This window comes from Paenibacillus sp. B2(2019) (genome assembly GCF_008370385.1).
Taxonomy (GTDB): domain Bacteria; phylum Bacillota; class Bacilli; order Paenibacillales; family Paenibacillaceae; genus Paenibacillus_AQ.
The window spans coordinates 119,053-136,228 of record NZ_VTZR01000002.1 but is presented as its reverse complement, the minus strand read 5'-3'; the positions used below and the strand labels follow the sequence as shown (position 1 = coordinate 136,228).

The window sequence follows — 17,176 nt, the reverse complement described above, 5'->3', positions numbered from 1 at the left end:
CTTGTTACAAAAAACGATTGCGTATCCAGCGGCTATTAGCGAAGAAGAACAGCCTTGTAAGCGGACTTCCTCTCATCAGGCTTTTAGACACAGTGCGAACTTCCCGCTGTTCGCTAACTTTCGGATCAGATAAATAAAGTGCCAGCAATCCCTCAATCACCATACGATGCATAGATGATTCCGGAAGTTCACGTACATCCTTACGGGCCCACTCAACCATGGAAGCGATCCGACTTAACATGGTATCCGTGTCGTCATAATAATTGCAGAAATTAAGATCGCCGCCTGCTCGGTCCTCTTCCTGATCAATCAAATAATCCAGCATAATGTGCAATCCACAAACATGTGGAAAATATGCAGCTCGAATCGATTCCGAAGAAGACTTACTTAGCTTCGGATCACATGCAGATAGAAAAAGCATGAATACGCCTAAAGTAGAGCCCGTTGCAGCTGCAAACTCGTTCCAATGCAGATGCGGAGCACGGCTACCCTGCTGCTCCCACCATTCCTTCAGGGCTGTTTCCCTGAGTTCCGAGCGGATATGCTTATATACCTGCAAATCTGTATACAGCACAGCCAAATCACGAATCTCCGCTGCAGCAGCGGAATAACCTGGCAGCAAAGAGATCATCTCCTGGCATTTTCGAACTAGCCTATACAAGTACCCGCCGTCATTCTGTTCATCGCGAAGCGCATAATAATTGACAGGTTCAGCGTTTGGATCAATGGCATCCAGCATAGATTGATGCAGCAGCCTGAAATCTGCAGGATCAAGCGAAGTACTGCGATCACATAAGTTATCTAGATAATCACTGATAGTTTGATAAGCAACAATAAGCGGAATAAGTATATGTCTCATCGATAAATTGCCGGCGGCATAAATACCTCCACCTATGCAGTGAAACTCCTTTGTTTCAATGCTGGCAAGTGCTTGCTTCCGGAGCTCGGGATCGGGAATCCCATTCGCATCTTGGCGCCAGAAGTGCAGACTTTCTCTCACTTCAGGCAGCACGTACTTATAGACCCTGTTCATAAGCCCAATAGGGCCACGCGGGCTAAGGTAACGGCCTTGCTCTAATTCACTCAATGATAGTGCCTCCACATTGTTGTCTCCTTATCCAAATCACCACTTATTATAATATGATCAGACGTATTTGTACAAACAACAAAATCACTTTCGTAAAATTATGAAAGATTCAGAAATAACGCAATTCAAGAATAAAACACATAACCCTCCATTGCTTTATGCTATACTAGCCATATTTCAATCTCAGAGGAGTGCACTTTCATGTTTTCAAAACGGACCGGAAGCCCTTACAGTGATCAGAATTGGCTTCGTTCCTTTCTTTTTACGATTTATGGCACTAGCGTTCTTGTAGTATCCTACTTTCCTTTATTCTACACACATTTAGGGTTTAGCAGTTCTCAGGTGGGCTACTTGTATTCTCTCGGTCCCCTCATCTCCATCCTATCCAATCTCTTCTGGAGTATGATGAGCGATAAGCTAGGTACCATTCGAAAAATCATGTTTATTTTACTCGCTGGGCAATTAGTTACCGGACTTCTATTAGCCAGAGCGACCGAATTTTCTTCCGTTATGCTTATTTTGTCCTTTTTCTACTTCTTCTATTACCCAGTTTTTCCGCTTGCTGATACAATGGCCATCAAAATTGCGGAGCGACACGGACGAAACTTCATTACAATTCGTGTATTTGGCTCATTAGGCTATTCTTTCTTTGCTTTAACTGTCGGTTATGCGCTTAGAGCTTTAGGTGCTACTTGGAGTCTTACCTTATGTATTATTATCATTATAATCGCACTTCTAATTACAATTGGCCTAAAGGATGTCAAAAAAACTGTTCCAGAGCTCCCCAATCAGAAGGATGTTACTACTAAACCAGGCAAGAAAGAGCATGGGCTTAAAGATATTCTTTTGCGAAAAGAAGTGCTGTGGTTCTTCGGATGTGTCTTTGTACTCGCACTGGGACATAGAATGAACGAAGCTTTTCTCACCATCAGTTTAAAGAACCTGGGCGCTGGTGAGGAAGTGATCGGCTGGGCATTACTTGCCTCGGCACTAAGTGAAATCCCTGTATTATTTATACTCGGCAAATACGGCGACAAATTTAAAGAACTGCCCTTATTAATTTTAGCCAGTCTCATGTATGCCCTTCGCTTTCTACTAATGGCGCTCGCCGATCACCCAGGCTCTATAATCGCGATTCAAGCCTTGCATAGCCTGACATTTGGCGTCTTTTTTGTAACATGTGTCCGCTATATCACTCGGATTATTCCTGATCGTCTCCGAGCAACCGGTCTTGCAATCTACACAGTTGTTTGGTCAAGTGCAGCTGGACTTCTAAGTGGGACATTTGGTGGAATGATCTATCAGGAAGCTGGACGCTTCACCTTCTATATGGTAGCAGTTGGCTTCAGCCTTCTTGCTTTTGTAGGCTTTTTAGGACAGCATTTATTGGATACCCATCGAGATTCAATGCGCTATTTCAAGAATAAGAACAAAAAAGCTTCCCTATAATAGAACACTTCTGATACTCAAAAATATTAAAAGGTCTTTGCTATCCCTTCACTTGGGAATGCAAAGACCTTTCATCTAAATTGATGTCTATTAGACGTAAAAAAACACAGTTCCCGAAAGAACTGTGTTCTATAGTTGGTAACCACTCTTGCAAGGGCTTGCCAAGTAAATTATATATTTATAGCAGACAGCTTAACTGTCTTTGCCGTTTCTTATAATTTTACTACGTTTTCAGCTTGCGGTCCACGATTACCATCAGTGATATCGAATTCTACTTCTTGACCTTCGTCCAAAGTTTTGAATCCTTCACCTTGAATTGCTGAGAAGTGTACGAATACATCTTCGCCGCCTTCTACTTGAAGAAAACCATAACCTTTTTCTGCGTTAAACCATTTTACTGTACCTTTCAATTGAACAACCTCCTAAAAATAACCGCCATATATGGCGTATAACTATATTATACTGCAATCTTCTACTCAAATCAATCTATCTGGATCTTTAAATATGTGATTTAATTTGCTTTTCCCTTGACCAGTGCGTTATCATTGAGCCAAAAGCCAAAAATCGCCAGGGTGGTAATGATAATGATCAAAAAACATGAAATATACAAAACAGACAAATGGAATATGATGACGGTAGAAGTTCAAGGACGTTATATCGTACTTCGCGAAATCTCCGATCAATGGGGAGAAGAAACACATACTTTCCTTAGTCGTCCAGCTATGATGCAGTGGGTGAACAACCGATTCAACAAAGAATCTTATAAAGATAATGAAGAAGAGTATAAAAATATCATCGCAGCTTTCAAACAGGTATAACAGAATATGAACACAGAAAATATCGCGATTTATGTTGTCCTAGTCTTATGTCTAGGCGCAGTTCTAATTATGACCAAGGATCGTGTCCCGCCGCAGTTTAAGCGGGGCATGGCCTTAACTGCAGTCATTATGATTCTGTTCGCCTTCATCTTTGTTATTTATAGCTTATTGGCATAACTTATACTTTCATATATTTAAAGAAGACTAAATATTAATAATCAGGACTTAATAGGGCATAATAAGCCGACTCTACTTTCAAGAGGAGGATGTTATGCCTATTTCACCCAAGTCCATCCCTCTTCTACTTGTGCTCAGCTTGCTACCGGGTGATTTATCATCTACAGTATTGCCGAGGGAGATTATGCCTACTACATCTCATCATTCTAGGAGGGTTTCTATGGAAAAATTATTGAAAAGAAGCGAAGTACCTGCTGAGAATCGTTGGAAGCTTGAAGATGTGTTTGCTTCTCAGAAGGATTGGGATGCAGAATTTGCTGAAGCTAAATCATTAATCAAAAAAGCTGCGGATTTTCAGGGTACACTAGATTCCGCGGATGCCCTAAAAAAATGTTTTGAAATGGATGACAAGCTGTCCATCCTAACTGAACGACTCTTCGTGTATGCACATATGCGTCAAGATGAAGACACAGCTAATCCTGACTCTCAAGCTTTGTCCTCCAAAGCGAAAAAGCTTGGTATTGAAGCAGGTGAAGCTTTATCTTTTGTAACCCCAGAAATTCTGGCGTTGCCAGTTGAGAAGTTGGACCAGTTCATCGCTGATCCGAACCTATCCGCTTATAAATTCACCTTAACTGAAATGAAACGTGAAAAAGCCCATGTGCTATCTAAGGCTGAGGAAGCACTGCTAGCTCAGGTCGGAAATTTAGCTCAAGCACCTCAGAATATTTTCAGTATGCTGAACAATGCGGATCTGAAATTCCCTAAGATCAAAGATGAGGATGGCAAAGAAGTTGAGCTGACTCATGGCAACTATATCAAGTTTCTCGAAAGTAACGACCGTGAGGTTCGCCGAAATGCTTTTAAGGCAGTCTACGATACCTACCGGAAGCAGAAGAACACTATCGCAGCAACGCTTAGCGCCAATGTGAATAAAAATGTGTTCTACTCACGAATTCGCAAATATCCTTCTGTAATGGAAATGTCACTCTATGGTGATAACATTCCTAAAGAGGTTTACACCAACTTGATTGATACGATTCACGAAAGCCTTCCATTGATGCACCGCTATATGAAACTGCGTCAGAAGCTGCTGGGTGTCGATGAGTTACATATGTATGATCTGTTTGCACCGCTTGTTGATGAATATAAATTAGATATCACCTATGAAGAAGCCAAGAAAATCACTAAAGAAGGTCTCAAACCGCTCGGTGAAGATTATCTGAATGTGCTGCAAAAAGGCTACGACAACGGATGGATCGATGTGTATGAGAACGAGAATAAACGGTCCGGGGCTTACAGCTGGGGGCCATACGGTACGCATCCTTTCGTACTGCTGAACCATAATGATAATTTAAACAGTATGTTTACACTGGCACATGAGATGGGCCATGCATTACACTCGTATTTTTCGGATAACGCTCTGAATTATCGGGATGCGCAATATACGATTTTCCTAGCAGAGGTTGCTTCTACTACTAACGAGGCGCTGCTAATGGATTATTTACTCAAAAAGTCTACAGATCCTAAAGAAAAAATGTATTTGCTCACCTACTATGCTGATCAGTTCCGGACAACGATTTTCCGGCAGACGATGTTCGCTGAGTTCGAGAAAATCATTCATCAGCGTGTTGAAGAAGGTGAATCGCTTACTCCACAAGATCTTTCGAGCATCTACTATGACCTGAATGTTAAATACTATGGTAAAGAAATGGTTGTAGATCAGGATATCGAGATGGAATGGGCGCGGATTCCGCATTTCTATAACAGCTTCTATGTTTATAAATACGCAACCGGCTTCTCAGCAGCGACTAGCTTTGCCAAACAAATTCTTGAAGAAGGTAAACCTGCGGTAGATCGTTACCTCGGCTTCCTGAAGAGTGGCGGCAGTGACTACTCCATTAATATTCTGTCTAAAGCTGGTGTTGATATGTCTTCTCCTGAGCCGATTCGCGAAGCGATGAGTGTCTTCGAAGATGTTATCGCTCAAATGGAACAGTTGACCAAATAAGGCAGAGAGCTTAGTATTGCATTAATCCCTTGCCCTATTTGGGCAAGGGATTTTATTCTGTTATATCCCCTGAGGAGGAAGAATTCAATGAGAATTCAATGGTCTTTAATTGCAGGTCTAATCTTTGCGCTGCTAACAGCCATATTTGCAGTCATCAACGTGGATCCCGTTCAAGTCAATTTCGGTTTTGATGTAGTTAATATACCGCTGATCCTAGTTATTCTGGGCTGCGCGTTAATTGGTGGAATCATCGTGGGTTCTTACGGTATTTTTCGCCAGTACAAACTACAAAAACAAATTAAAAGCTTAAATGCTGAGCTAACCAAACTTCGTGATGCCGACACTTCTTTAGATTCTTTTAACACAGACAATGATGGCCTAACAGGAGGACTTAACTAATGATTACTATTCAACCAAACGAAGATTACATACTCTCAATCCTAAAAAAATTGCTGGATACACCGAGCCCCAGCGGCTTCACAGCACAAGTAATGAACCTTGTTGCCGAAGAAGCGGCAGCATTAAATGTACCGCTAAGCTGGAATGAAAAAGGCGGCGTAATTCTAACCGTCCCAGGCCTAGATCCTTCCCGTACTATCGGCATCAGCGCTCACGTGGATACACTTGGAGGCATGGTTCGCTCTATTAAATCTGATGGTACACTGCGACTGACCTCTGTTGGTGGCTTCACTATGCACAGCATCGAGAATGAATACTGCGTGATCCATACCCGCAGCGGCAGAACCTATACTGGAACCATCTTAACCAGCCATCCATCCGTTCACGTATATCCAGATGCTCGTGATTTCAAACGTTCAGAGGAGAACATGGAAGTACGGATTGATGAGCTAGTATCTAACAAAGAAGATGTACTTAAGCTAGGCATCTCCGTTGGTGATTTCATTTCCTTCGATGCACGTGCGGTGATTACACCTAGCGGGTATATTAAATCCCGACATCTGGATGACAAAGCGAGCGTTGCTGCCCTTCTTGGCCTGCTGGAAAGCATGAAGCGCGAAGGCTGGAAACCGCTCCACAACCTTTCTTTCCTCATCTCCAACTATGAGGAAGTGGGACATGGCACAGCTTGGATTCCTGGCGAGATTAATGAAATGATCGCAGTCGATATGGGCGCCATGGGCGACGATCTTAGCTGTAAAGAAACCGATGTGTCCATCTGTGCAAAAGATTCTTCCGGCCCTTATGATTATGTTATGACTGGCCGTTTGATTGAGCTGGCAGAAGCACTTGCTATTCCTTATGCCGTTGATATCTATCCAATGTACGGCTCCGATGCTTCCGCTGCCCTTCGAGGCGGCAATAATATTCGTGCCGCACTGATCGGCCCAGGCGTACACGCCTCCCACTCCATGGAACGTACACATAAGCAAGCTGTAGTAAACACTGCTAAGCTTCTCGCTGCTTATGTGGGCACTAACTGAGGCAAGTACTGGCAAGTTAAAGCAGCTCTGGAGACGTAGACAATGGCTGATAGTCTCACTTCTGCTGCTCATGATAGCAGTATCAGCAATCTCGATGTTCCTGTTTTCCAGAAGCCACAAGGAAAATCCCTTTGATGGTCTTCCACACGCTTACACTTATTTAGAGACCGTGAGTCCAGAAAATGTTCAACTCTATATGATGTCACTTTCACCCGAAGATATTAAACTCAGAGCCGCTGGTGCACCCCTTCAGCAGGTGATTGCTTATGGGATTAATGGAGGCTTCTTCTATGGAGATGCACTTCTATCCATTGCTATCATGAATGATATCCCCACTAACGGCGTTAAAAAGGCGTACGGCTCCGGCTGGTTTAACGCTAAATATGCGCGCGGAACCCTGGTCTGGGATGGTGCCAGTCGTAGCTTTTCCGTACAGGTCGTCTCATCGGGAGAAGAATTGAACGTTACGGATCGCCAGCATTATTTTGCGCAAGGCGGCATTAGTATGAATCTGCAGGATGAGGATCTCTGGGAAGATGTGATAGCGAAAGAACATCTTCCTTATTCGGATGAGAAACGAATGCGCTCAGGCATGCTGTATGACGATAATGGCAAGCTGTGGCTGATTGTTACGCCAACACTCTCGACGGCGGCAGAGTTCCGTTCAGCCATCCTACAGAGCGTGCCTGCTGAAGGTCTCGAAGGTATTTTTCTAGATGGTGATGGCTCCTCACAGATGAATGCTGATGAAATCATTTTACCTGGCGACTCTCGTGCCATGGTGCAAATGATCGCGGTGGACGGAACGAAATAAAGCAAAAAGAAGCGATACTCTGCTATTAGAGATCGCTTCTTTTTGTGATTTTATTCAATCCCAGACTTGCTCCAGCTTATCTGAGTAATATGAAATGGCCTTACTATAACTTCTTATTCCTTCATCCGCTGAGGTTTCAGCCAGCAATTTAAGTAACATCCCCATAGCCAGACTATGATCTCCGAGATTGTGCAAGGTCATTGCAAGGAACACCGGAAATTCCTTATTCTCTGGGTACTCTTGAATGGCCTGCTCCAATACTGCTTTGGAATTCTCATATTCTCCGAGTGTTCGGTAGGTGCTGCCCAGTCCCAATAGAGCGCCGACTCTCTGCTCCGAAGATAAGCCTAGTGTTAAGCTTTTCTCATAATAGGGTACTGCCTCGCGTTCCAGACCGAGCACATCATGCGTCCACGCTAATTGATACAGAAGTTCTGCATCATTACTATTCTGCTCATATAGCTCTAACAGCATCACTCTGGCTTCTTCAGCTTTACCTTCGTTTCGCAGGGCTACAGCTTCCACAAGTTGATTCTCCAAACTGAGCCCTCCCTTATTGTCACACATGGACAATCCGTTTTATGCTTTACCAGCGATTTTCTCTGCAAGCTCATTCAGATAGGTCCAGCGCTCCATTAGACGCTCCAGCTCGGCTTCGGCAAGCCTCTGCTCTTCCACTAACTCCTGCAGTCTCCCAGAGTCAGCAAACGCTGCTTCCATCTCCGCACTAATATCAGTCAAGCGCTGTTCTGCAAGCTCGATCTGCTCGTCAATTCCTTCATATTCACGCTGTTCCTTAAAACTGAATTTGAGTTTGGTCTTGGAAGCTGATGATGCCGCTGTGTTACTGACTGTTTCTGTAGTCTCTTTACGCTTTGCATTCCCGTCATCTTTGTTCGATTCTGCATTGCGTGAAGGAACATTTTTGGCCAGCCATTCTTCATATTCCGTATAATCGCCAACATGAAGCCGAATTTCTCCATTTTCAAAGGCAATCAACTTGTCTATAGTCCGATCCAGGAAATAACGGTCATGGGATACGGTAAAGACGACGCCCGGGAATTCATCCAGATAGTCTTCTAAAACAGCCAACGTGCCAATATCCAAGTCGTTCGTAGGCTCATCCAACAGCAATACGTTTGGTGCTCCCATCAATACACGAAGCAGATACAGGCGTCGTTTTTCGCCACCAGACAGTTTGGAAATCGGCGTCCATTGCATCGCAGGAGGGAACAAGAAGCGTTCGAGCATTTGGCCTGCGGTAATGACGCTACCATCAGCTGTACGTATGACTTCCGCTTCTTCCTTCACATATTCAATAGCTCGCATGCTGTCATCCATATCCTGATGTTCTTGCGTAAAGTAACCCAACTTAACCGTCGCACCAAGCTGAACCTCTCCCTTATCCGGCTGCAGCTTACCTGCAATCAGATTCAGAAGTGTTGATTTACCGCTACCATTTGGACCTACAATACCTACGCGATCTTGTGGTACAGCAATATAGGTCAGATCTTTAATCAACTGACGACCATCCAGCGATTTCGACAGTTCATTGATTTCAATGATTTTGCGACCCAAACGTGTGGATGCCACCGAAATATCCAGCGAACCGTTCGAACTGCTTCCTGTACTTTCTTTCAGCTTCTCAAAACGGTCGATTCTTGCCTTTTGTTTCGTTGATCGAGCTTTAGCTCCACGACGAATCCAAGCAAGCTCCGTACGAAGCAGGTTCTTACGCTTTTGCTCCGCAGAGGCTTCACGCTCTTCACGGTCGGATTTTAGCTCTAGAAAACGGGAATAGTTGGCCTCATAACGGTATAACTGTCCTCCGTCCAGCTCTAGCATGACACTTGCGACACGCTCCAGGAAGTAACGATCATGCGTTACCATTAAGAGAGCGCCGCGCCGTTTCTGTAAATATTGCTCTAGCCAAGCCACGGAGTCCGTATCAATATGGTTCGTAGGCTCATCCAGAATAAGAAGCTCAGATGGCGTAATCAGGGCAGCCGCAAGTGCTACACGTTTCCGTTGACCACCAGACAGCGTATCCATCAGCGCATCGAATTTCACTATACCCAGCTTAGTAAGTACGCTCTTAGCTTCACTCTCCAAATGCCAAGTACCTGCTGCATCGATAGCCTGCCCAATCCGCACCAGTTTGCCTTCCAGTTCTGCATTACCTGGCTCTTTTTCAAGGCGAGACATGATCTCCATATACTCACGCATGGTGGCAAGATCTGGATCATCTCCGGCGAAGACCTGTTGCAGTACTGTATTTGTCGGCTCATAAGGAGGGTTCTGTGCTAAGTACTGCACTCGAACATTATTTCCGATCGCAATTTGCCCACCATCCGGGGTATCCAGACCGGCAATAATACGTAAAAACGTTGATTTACCCGTTCCATTCACACCGATCAAACCAATTTTATCCCGATCGTCCATACCAAATGAAGCATCACTAAAAAGTACTTTCTCTCCATAACTTTTGGAAAGATGTTCCACGGTCATAATATTCATGCTATTTCCTCGCTTGCCTTATATTTTCATAAAACCGGTCGCAGCATGAAGCTGCTATTCCACCGGTCTATCATCCTGACCTAAATTCAAGTAATCCATAGCCCCTTTAATAAAAAGACCCGCAGCGAAACCAGCGCGTTTATACGCATCTTCTTCCTTAAAAGATGGATCGAACAAAATATCCATCTTCAGTCGATCCAACATCCCTATGTAGGACTGCGCCATAAGCTCAGGCTCAGACACTCCGCCCTCCAGCAATACCTTCACCACTGCCTGCATATATTCTTCCATAAAAAGCGTCATATACGCCACAAGCTCTGGGTTATTGTTCGGTGCGCGGAAAAAGAGCTTCGTGTGTCGCTTACGCTCATAATAATAGTAAAGATGATGTTTGGCGATAATTGACAGTTTACCTGCCAAAGTATCACTAGCCTTCAGCTTTTCCTGTAATTGCTGAAGGAATCCCTCACAATCCCGGCGCGTTACCGCCATGAACAATTCTTCTTTACTCTTGAAGTATAAATAAACGGTGCCCTTAGCAATTCCGGCCTGAACCGCAATGTCCGACATCTTCGTTTCGTAAAATCCACCTGAACCGAAGAGCTCGTATGCGGCATCCAGAATGGCAGTATGTTTATGATTGGACGTGCTGCTCATCGGTTCCTCCTTTAAAACATCATCCCACACAATAAGGCAATAGCCCCTCCGACGATAGAGCTAATAGCATTGACTGCATCATTAGTCATCCACTTCCAGCCACGTGCGTATTCAACCTTTTTACCGCAGTGATGTGTACTTTCCACTTCGCGTCCGCAAACGGTGCAACGATTCATCAGCTGAACGGTTGCCCCTAGAATAGAATCCGTGAACGCACCCGCAAGTCCGCCTGTGAGTCCTGCCAATGTAAGCAACAAGAAGGATTGATCTGGCATGCCAGATATCATCCGTAGCAGCCATGAAGATGCACCGATAAGTGCACCTCCTGCGGCGGCGGCCAGCGTACCCAGGCTTGATACGCCACCTGAGGCACCGGCAGGAAGTATTTTACCTGTCAGGACAGACCGAGGCGGCTTCTTGCTGAGTGTACCAATCTCCGTAGCCCATGTATCAGAGGTTACCGTTGCCATAACGCCGATAAATAAAAATTCCCAATGTTCCATCGGAACAATCGCATTCAATAGAACGAAAACCATCCCAAGCCCACCATTAGCAAAGACCTGCCCAGCATCTCGGCGACCTGTCTTGGCATATGTCAGCTCAAGCTCTGCCTTATTATCATGATGAAGCTTAGACAACAGGCTTGAAGAGATGAAAAAAATCAACAATATTCCAAACCAAAAGGCATTTCCAGCACCAAAATAAATGGTCCCCATAGCTACCGCGGCAAGCATGCCGGAAAGGCTTAAGGATTGTTTCCTATAAGCCGCCCCCGCAACTAACAAAGCGCCAAGGGCGCCGATAATCCATAACATAGATTCATCTCCAACAGATGTTTTTAGCCGATCAGGCAAGTCCCCATCAGCTTGTCACCCCAGTACAATTCAAACGAATCTCCTGATACGGTAGAGCCTACACCTTCTGGTGTTCCTGTGAATATCACATCATCTTTACCCAGCCCGTAACGCGCAGCGATAAAATCGACAATTTTTTGGAGCGAAAAAATCATATTTTTAACATTACCTCGCTGAACTTCAACACCATTTTTTAAAACCGTGAAATCCGTTCCTTCCAGCTCTTCCTTGTCAGGAAACGCAATGTAAGGTGTGAGTGGAGCAGCGTTCTTAAAGCCTTTAGCTGGCGTCCAAGGTAGCCCTTTCTTCTGCAGATCATTATGCACATCACGCAGTGTGAAATCCAGTCCCAGAGCCATAACATCCACCAGATCCTCCACACTCATACCCGGTACATAATCACGCGCGATACGTAGCACAAGTTCTCCTTCATAATGAACCTGACCTGAATCCTTTGGAAGCTGAATGACTGCTTTATCGAGGGAAACCGCCGCATGTGAGGGCTTCAAAAAAATGAGTGGCTCCACGGGAATATTATTTCCTAATTCCTCCGCATGTAGCTTGTAGTTCCGTCCAACACAATACAAATTATTAACAGCAGCGCACACAGACAATCAGCTCTCTTTCCCATCGAATTGGATTGTTTATACTTTTAGAAATGTATCGCCCCAAATATCCGGACGGTTTGTACAAATCATTATATCAGAATGCATATCTGCTAAGCGACGCATCTCTTTCCCTTTGTTCACAGTCCAAGCCATAATCTTCACACCTTGCGCCGTCAAAAGCTTAGCCAATCTGGGATTCAAACGTGAAAAGCTGATCGATAAAAGAGAACACTCCAGTTCATGCAGCCTTCGAGCAGGATTACCAAACCTTGAATCAAAAATTAAGCCTGTGCGAAAGTGGGGGTCGATTGCCTTGATTTTTTTCAACACATTTGTGTCAAAAGAGGTCAAAATCACATCGTCCCGCATGCCTTTAGAGGAAATAAGATCCGTTACCTTCTTCTCGATGTCAGGATACATATCGCCCACTGTTTTTAGTTCAATATTCAGATGCAGTCTACCGGAGGCTAATGTGAGCACCTCTTCCAATGAAGGCACCCGCTCTCCCCGAAAAGAACGCCCTTTCCAGCTACCCGCGTCGAGACGACGGATATGCTCCCAATCCATGTTTTTCACCTTACCATGACCATTGGTTGTACGGTCCAGCGTAAAATCATGAATAACAACAGGAACACCGTCCTTGGAGAGCTGGACATCCAATTCCATCCAATGTACAAAAGGCATGGCAATGGCCATCCGGATCGCTGCTAATGTATTCTCCGGAGCTTTACCGGAAAATCCCCGATGGGCAACACATAAATTGTTCATCATAAGGACCTCCCAGGAACCCTATTTTGTAACTTGAGTCACTTTGCCGTCACTGTTGATCTTAACTCGACCAGCAGATAAAGACTCTATTTTTTTCAGCAAAAGCTGTCCGTTCACCTGATTCATGGGCACGGGCTGAGCTAGCTCAGCAGTCATAGGCTTCAGCTGTAATGAACATTGACCTTTTTTACTACATTCCGCCTGAAATACAGCAGTTTCCCAAGTGGCAGGTACCGTTGATCTCGTAAAAATAAAATTACCAGTGCTGTAGGCGATCCACTTGCCTTTGTACGGCTCCACACCTTGCAATACATGTGGGTGACCACCAATGACAAGATCAGCTCCCGCATCGACAAAGCTACGTCCAAGGGTCTGCTGAGTATTATCGAACTGCTCTACCCGTTCTTTGCCCCAATGGACAACTACGACAACCAAATCAGCTTTTTGTTTAGCTGCAGCAATCGCTTTAAGTCCTTCTCTACTATCATATACTGAAGCAAGCCCGGGTTTATTTTTTCCCGCCATCCAATCAGATGCAGGAATCACCCGTGTGAACCCCAGCAAGGCGATCTTAATCCCTTTACGCTCAAAATATTGCGCCGAGAATGCTTCTTTACTATTGAGTCCAGCACCAACATAAGGAATGCCTCTCTCCGAGAGATGACTCAGCGTGTCTCGCAGGCCTTCCTCCCCTTGATCAAGCGTGTGATTGTTCGCCATATTTACTGCATCCACTCCGGCTGCTTTAAGAGCATCTAGTGCTTTGGGCGAGCCTTTGAATACGTATTGCTTATTAGCGGCGCCAACCCCACCCGTGGTCACAGGAGTCTCCAGATTCACAATCGTAAGATCATCCTTCTTGAACATTCCATCGAGCGCGGCATACGAATAGTCGTAACCTTTCTTTTCGAGCAATTCCCCGGCTTTCCCCGAAAAAATAACATCTCCACCAAAATTCAAGGTCACTGTATTGCCAGAAGCCTGGTCATCTGACGGAAGTCCAGACACAGAACCACCATCTGCGACTTGGGAGCTACCTTCATCTGGCGAAGGGGTCTCAGTTGGTACAGGCGCCTGTGTTTCAACATTTTCTTCTCTCTTTGGCTCTGGTGTAGGTGTAGCTTCCGGGGTTACCGTTGGAGAAGGGATGGGAGACTCCGTGGCTTCAGGGGTTGCAGTCACTATAGGTGCTGTCTCCTGAGCAGTACTATCCGGCGTAGGCGAAGCCGTCATTTGCGCCACTGGAGGTGGCTCAGAACTTCCCTTGAATCTGTCGTCCATAAAACTATAGCTGAGCGCCACAATAATCAACAGAAGTAGACCTGCATTGACCCACATCCAGGCCGTTCTGCGCTTACGTTTGCTCTTATGTTTGTTCTTCTGTCTAGAACGCGATCGCGGCGGATACATTGTTTCTATGATCTCCTCTACTCTCAAATTGGTTCTATTATAGCATACCTAGCACCTGTCCCTCCAAATACGAGAGTCCATTAAAATAGTATAATCTAATTTTCAAACAAAAACGGTGAAGCAAAAAAATCTTCGCTTCACCGTTCATTATATAATTCTAACTCTCCCGTAAATGAACAATTAATTCGATATACGCTTTGCAGCGCTTTGTGCTGTAAGCTTAGCCTGCTTAACACAATCGGGCATTGCCACTCCATCATATCCAGCTCCAAAGACATATATCCCAGGAAGTGTGGTCTCAAGCTCTCTATGGAATTTAGAAAGATTGTCAAGATGTCCAACAGGATACTGTGGCATCGAATGTTCCGAACGAGTAATTTCCGTGAATATAGGTTTCGCTGTAATGCCCATGATCTCTCGTAAATCCTTACTCACTAGCTCCGTAAGAGCCTCATCTGGAAGTTGAACATTCTGCTCATCTCCGGAACGGCCTACATGACAGCGCATAAGCACTTTATCATCTGGACTCGTATGCGGCCACTTTGTAGACGTCCATGTACAGGCAGTAATATTGCGCCCTTCCTTACGAGGCACAAGAAAACCTGCTCCAGCATCATCAATTTCGATATCCTTCTTGTCGAAGGCCATGACTAAGTTCGCAACCGATACATAATTTACCGCATCGAGTGCTGAAACATCCACATGTGGACGCAAAAGTTCGGCAGCAAAAGAATTTGGTGTGGTGATATATATTTCATCCGCAAGTAGCCGTTCGCCACTTTCCAGTTCTAGCTCATAACGAGAAGCATTAGTTCCTGTAGCATGTATAGAGACCACCGCAGCTTCAGTTCGCTGTTCTACATCATGTAGTTCATGAATCAAGCCATGCACGAGACTTTGTAGTCCTTTTCGAAATGTCAGCAAAGTGCTGTTCTTTGTGCTCATATTTGTCATGGAGGAATTCTGTTCTTTAATGATTCCACGAATAAGACCACCATACTGCCGCTCTACTTCTCCAAATTGCGGAAAGGTAGCCTGTAGGCTGACTTTGCTTAAATCCCCAGCATACATACCGGCTAATAGCGGTTCGGTCAAATTCTCCATCACTTCAGTACCTAAACGTCGCTCAATCAGCTGTCCGAGGGATTCATCGTCATTACTCCGCTTAGGAGGAAGGATCAAGTCCATCAGCGCGCGTATTTTGCCACCGAATGAAACCAGAGCACTTGATAGAAATGGCTTTAGTTCAGTAGGAATTCCAAGCACAAGACCGGAAGGCATAGGATGAAGCTTGTCACGCTGTAGTATATAGGTCTTCTCTGCCTTTGGATTTGTGTTCACCAGCTCGTGATCTAGCTCTAATTCCTTAGCCAGTTCAATCATCTCTGTTTTGCTAGCTAAAAAAGAATCCGGGCCTTTCTCAATCACAAATCCATCCCGGTGCAATGTTTCGATCTTCCCACCAAGAGTCTTGTCTTTCTCCAGCAGTACAATATCAGGTTTCACGCCAGCTTCTTTGTAAAACTTACGAATGTAAAAGGCGGCGCTGAGTCCACTCAGCCCACCGCCTATGATAACAATTCGCCTAGAGGGACCAGTCATGACTGACCGGCCGACATTTGATTCAGTCTTGTACGAACAACATCGCTCAATACGGACATGTACGCAGGATCGCTGTTTAATGATTCAATCCGCATAAGACGCATATCCAGCTCTGAAGCTACGGCTGTTGCCTCGATATCAAGATCATACAGCACTTCTAAATGATCGGATACGAACCCGATCGGTGCCACTAGAACATACTCTACCTGTTCCTTGCTAAGCTGCTGAAGTGTATCCAGAATATCTGGTCCAAGCCATGGTTCAGCTGTCCGTCCTGCGCTTTGCCACGTAAACTGCCAATTGGTTATCCCCGCTTGATCTGCAATAGCTTTTGAGGTCTCCAATAGTTGATCTTTATAAGGATCCCCCATAGCTAGAATACGCTCTGGAAGACTATGCGCGCTAAATAATACCCTTATCTCATCGCGAGTAGCGCCTGCTTCGATATATTGATCTATTTTCGCAGTTACTCTCCTGCTTAGAACATCGATCAATACTGGGTGCATATGGTAGCTCTCCACAAAACCCATGTTGATTTTACATGCATCAGCCTTTTCCTGAGCACGTTTGATGTAGCCACCCACGCTCATGCTTGAATAGTGAGGGGCAAGCACAACACCAACCGCTTGTGTAATGCCGTCCTTCGCCATAGCCTCGACGCCGTCCTCAATAAACGGATAGGCATGCTTCAAACCCTGATAGCAGACAAATTCAACATCCGCCCCAGCTTTATCCGCGTTTAGTGCTGCCTGTAATGCAGCTACTTGACGGTCTGTGTTCTCCCGCAGCGGGAATACACCCCCGACGATCGCTTCATAGCGATCTGTTAATTCTTTAAGCTGCTCCGCTGTCGGCGGATTACCTCGCCGAATATGAGTGTAATATGCTTCAACGTCTTCTAAGCTTTTAGGAGTGCCATACGACATGACGAGAACACCTATTTTTGCTGTCACGGATTCCAT

18 protein-coding genes are annotated in these 17,176 nt (G+C 45.0%); 7 read left to right on the top strand and 11 right to left on the bottom strand.

Annotated features, from left to right (window positions below; genetic code table 11):
- Window positions 1-4: 4 nt before the first annotated feature.
- Window positions 5-1,087, bottom strand: coding sequence for a tetraprenyl-beta-curcumene synthase family protein (locus PAENI_RS00940; protein ID WP_188114447.1), 1,083 nt, complete (start codon window positions 1,085-1,087; stop codon window positions 5-7).
- A gap of 201 nt (window positions 1,088-1,288) precedes the next feature.
- Between PAENI_RS00940 and PAENI_RS00935 the strand changes: the two genes are divergently transcribed.
- Window positions 1,289-2,536, top strand: coding sequence for an MFS transporter (locus PAENI_RS00935; RefSeq protein WP_149643949.1), 1,248 nt, complete (start codon window positions 1,289-1,291; stop codon window positions 2,534-2,536).
- A 212-nt stretch (window positions 2,537-2,748) separates the two neighbouring features.
- Here PAENI_RS00935 and PAENI_RS00930 read toward each other — a convergent pair whose 3' ends face one another.
- Window positions 2,749-2,946: a cold shock domain-containing protein gene (locus tag PAENI_RS00930; RefSeq protein ID WP_042126303.1), complete on the bottom strand. Its 198-nt coding sequence runs from the start codon at window positions 2,944-2,946 to the stop codon at window positions 2,749-2,751.
- A 174-nt stretch (window positions 2,947-3,120) separates the two neighbouring features.
- On the opposite strand from PAENI_RS00930, the gene PAENI_RS00925 reads away from it, so the two are divergent.
- The 6 genes from PAENI_RS00925 (at window position 3,121) to PAENI_RS00905 (ending at window position 7,798) form a co-directional block, all read left to right on the top strand.
- Window positions 3,121-3,354, top strand: coding sequence for a hypothetical protein (locus PAENI_RS00925; RefSeq protein WP_036689271.1), 234 nt, complete (start codon window positions 3,121-3,123; stop codon window positions 3,352-3,354).
- A 6-nt stretch (window positions 3,355-3,360) separates the two neighbouring features.
- Window positions 3,361-3,531, top strand: coding sequence for a hypothetical protein (locus tag PAENI_RS31710; protein ID WP_167348490.1), 171 nt, complete (start codon window positions 3,361-3,363; stop codon window positions 3,529-3,531).
- 220 nt (window positions 3,532-3,751) lie between these two features.
- On the top strand, window positions 3,752-5,542 hold the full coding sequence (gene pepF / locus PAENI_RS00920; protein ID WP_042186822.1) for an oligoendopeptidase F: 1,791 nt from the start codon (window positions 3,752-3,754) through the stop codon (window positions 5,540-5,542).
- A gap of 87 nt (window positions 5,543-5,629) precedes the next feature.
- A complete protein-coding gene (locus PAENI_RS00915) occupies window positions 5,630-5,941 on the top strand; it encodes a LapA family protein (RefSeq protein ID WP_042186819.1) in 312 nt (103 codons plus the stop codon).
- A 2-nt stretch (window positions 5,942-5,943) separates the two neighbouring features.
- Window positions 5,944-6,984, top strand: a complete 1,041-nt coding sequence (locus tag PAENI_RS00910; RefSeq protein ID WP_042193612.1) for a M42 family metallopeptidase — start codon at window positions 5,944-5,946, stop codon at window positions 6,982-6,984.
- A complete protein-coding gene (locus PAENI_RS00905) occupies window positions 6,968-7,798 on the top strand; it encodes a hypothetical protein (RefSeq protein ID WP_149643948.1) in 831 nt (276 codons plus the stop codon). Before PAENI_RS00910 ends, PAENI_RS00905 begins: the two co-directional genes overlap by 17 nt.
- A 54-nt stretch (window positions 7,799-7,852) precedes the next feature.
- Here the strand turns inward: PAENI_RS00905 and PAENI_RS00900 are convergent, their stop codons facing one another.
- From PAENI_RS00900 to hemH, 9 genes are all read right to left on the bottom strand, one after another.
- On the bottom strand, window positions 7,853-8,365 hold the full coding sequence (locus PAENI_RS00900; RefSeq protein ID WP_149643947.1) for a tetratricopeptide repeat protein: 513 nt from the start codon (window positions 8,363-8,365) through the stop codon (window positions 7,853-7,855).
- A gap of 12 nt (window positions 8,366-8,377) precedes the next feature.
- Complete coding sequence (locus tag PAENI_RS00895; RefSeq protein WP_149643946.1) at window positions 8,378-10,315, bottom strand: ABC-F family ATP-binding cassette domain-containing protein; 1,938 nt, start codon at window positions 10,313-10,315, stop codon at window positions 8,378-8,380.
- A gap of 54 nt (window positions 10,316-10,369) precedes the next feature.
- Window positions 10,370-10,972 (bottom strand): TetR/AcrR family transcriptional regulator, encoded by a 603-nt coding sequence (locus PAENI_RS00890; protein ID WP_149643945.1) that lies wholly within the window; start codon window positions 10,970-10,972, stop codon window positions 10,370-10,372.
- An 11-nt stretch (window positions 10,973-10,983) separates the two neighbouring features.
- A complete protein-coding gene (locus PAENI_RS00885; protein WP_149643944.1) occupies window positions 10,984-11,787 on the bottom strand; it encodes a DUF92 domain-containing protein in 804 nt (267 codons plus the stop codon).
- Window positions 11,788-11,810: 23 nt separating this feature from the next.
- On the bottom strand, window positions 11,811-12,434 hold the full coding sequence (locus PAENI_RS00880; RefSeq protein ID WP_149644543.1) for a fumarylacetoacetate hydrolase family protein: 624 nt from the start codon (window positions 12,432-12,434) through the stop codon (window positions 11,811-11,813).
- 36 nt (window positions 12,435-12,470) lie between these two features.
- Window positions 12,471-13,202 carry a glycerophosphodiester phosphodiesterase gene (locus PAENI_RS00875; protein ID WP_149644542.1) on the bottom strand — a complete coding sequence of 244 codons (732 nt, stop codon included), beginning with the start codon at window positions 13,200-13,202 and terminating at the stop codon, window positions 12,471-12,473.
- A gap of 21 nt (window positions 13,203-13,223) precedes the next feature.
- Window positions 13,224-14,612, bottom strand: coding sequence for a CapA family protein (locus PAENI_RS00870; RefSeq protein ID WP_076283182.1), 1,389 nt, complete (start codon window positions 14,610-14,612; stop codon window positions 13,224-13,226).
- Window positions 14,613-14,792: 180 nt separating this feature from the next.
- Window positions 14,793-16,214, bottom strand: coding sequence for a protoporphyrinogen oxidase (gene hemG / locus PAENI_RS00865; protein ID WP_149643943.1), 1,422 nt, complete (start codon window positions 16,212-16,214; stop codon window positions 14,793-14,795).
- Window positions 16,211-17,167: a ferrochelatase gene (gene hemH / locus PAENI_RS00860; RefSeq protein WP_139328657.1), complete on the bottom strand. Its 957-nt coding sequence runs from the start codon at window positions 17,165-17,167 to the stop codon at window positions 16,211-16,213. The genes hemG and hemH overlap by 4 nt, the downstream gene beginning before the upstream one ends.
- Window positions 17,168-17,176 lie beyond the last annotated feature (9 nt).

Coding starts and splice junctions, on each gene's coding strand:
- PAENI_RS00935 (WP_149643949.1), top strand. CDS start 1,289: ATGTTTTCAAAACGGACCGGAAGCCCTTACAGTGATCAGAATTGGCTT.
- PAENI_RS00925 (WP_036689271.1), top strand. CDS start 3,121: ATGATCAAAAAACATGAAATATACAAAACAGACAAATGGAATATGATG.
- PAENI_RS31710 (WP_167348490.1), top strand. CDS start 3,361: ATGAACACAGAAAATATCGCGATTTATGTTGTCCTAGTCTTATGTCTA.
- pepF (WP_042186822.1), top strand. CDS start 3,752: ATGGAAAAATTATTGAAAAGAAGCGAAGTACCTGCTGAGAATCGTTGG.
- PAENI_RS00915 (WP_042186819.1), top strand. CDS start 5,630: ATGAGAATTCAATGGTCTTTAATTGCAGGTCTAATCTTTGCGCTGCTA.
- PAENI_RS00905 (WP_149643948.1), top strand. CDS start 6,968: ATGTGGGCACTAACTGAGGCAAGTACTGGCAAGTTAAAGCAGCTCTGG.
- PAENI_RS00900 (WP_149643947.1), bottom strand. CDS start 8,365: ATGTGTGACAATAAGGGAGGGCTCAGTTTGGAGAATCAACTTGTGGAA.
- PAENI_RS00895 (WP_149643946.1), bottom strand. CDS start 10,315: ATGAATATTATGACCGTGGAACATCTTTCCAAAAGTTATGGAGAGAAA.
- PAENI_RS00890 (WP_149643945.1), bottom strand. CDS start 10,972: ATGAGCAGCACGTCCAATCATAAACATACTGCCATTCTGGATGCCGCA.
- PAENI_RS00885 (WP_149643944.1), bottom strand. CDS start 11,787: ATGTTATGGATTATCGGCGCCCTTGGCGCTTTGTTAGTTGCGGGGGCG.
- PAENI_RS00875 (WP_149644542.1), bottom strand. CDS start 13,202: ATGAACAATTTATGTGTTGCCCATCGGGGATTTTCCGGTAAAGCTCCG.
- PAENI_RS00870 (WP_076283182.1), bottom strand. CDS start 14,612: ATGTATCCGCCGCGATCGCGTTCTAGACAGAAGAACAAACATAAGAGC.
- hemG (WP_149643943.1), bottom strand. CDS start 16,214: ATGACTGGTCCCTCTAGGCGAATTGTTATCATAGGCGGTGGGCTGAGT.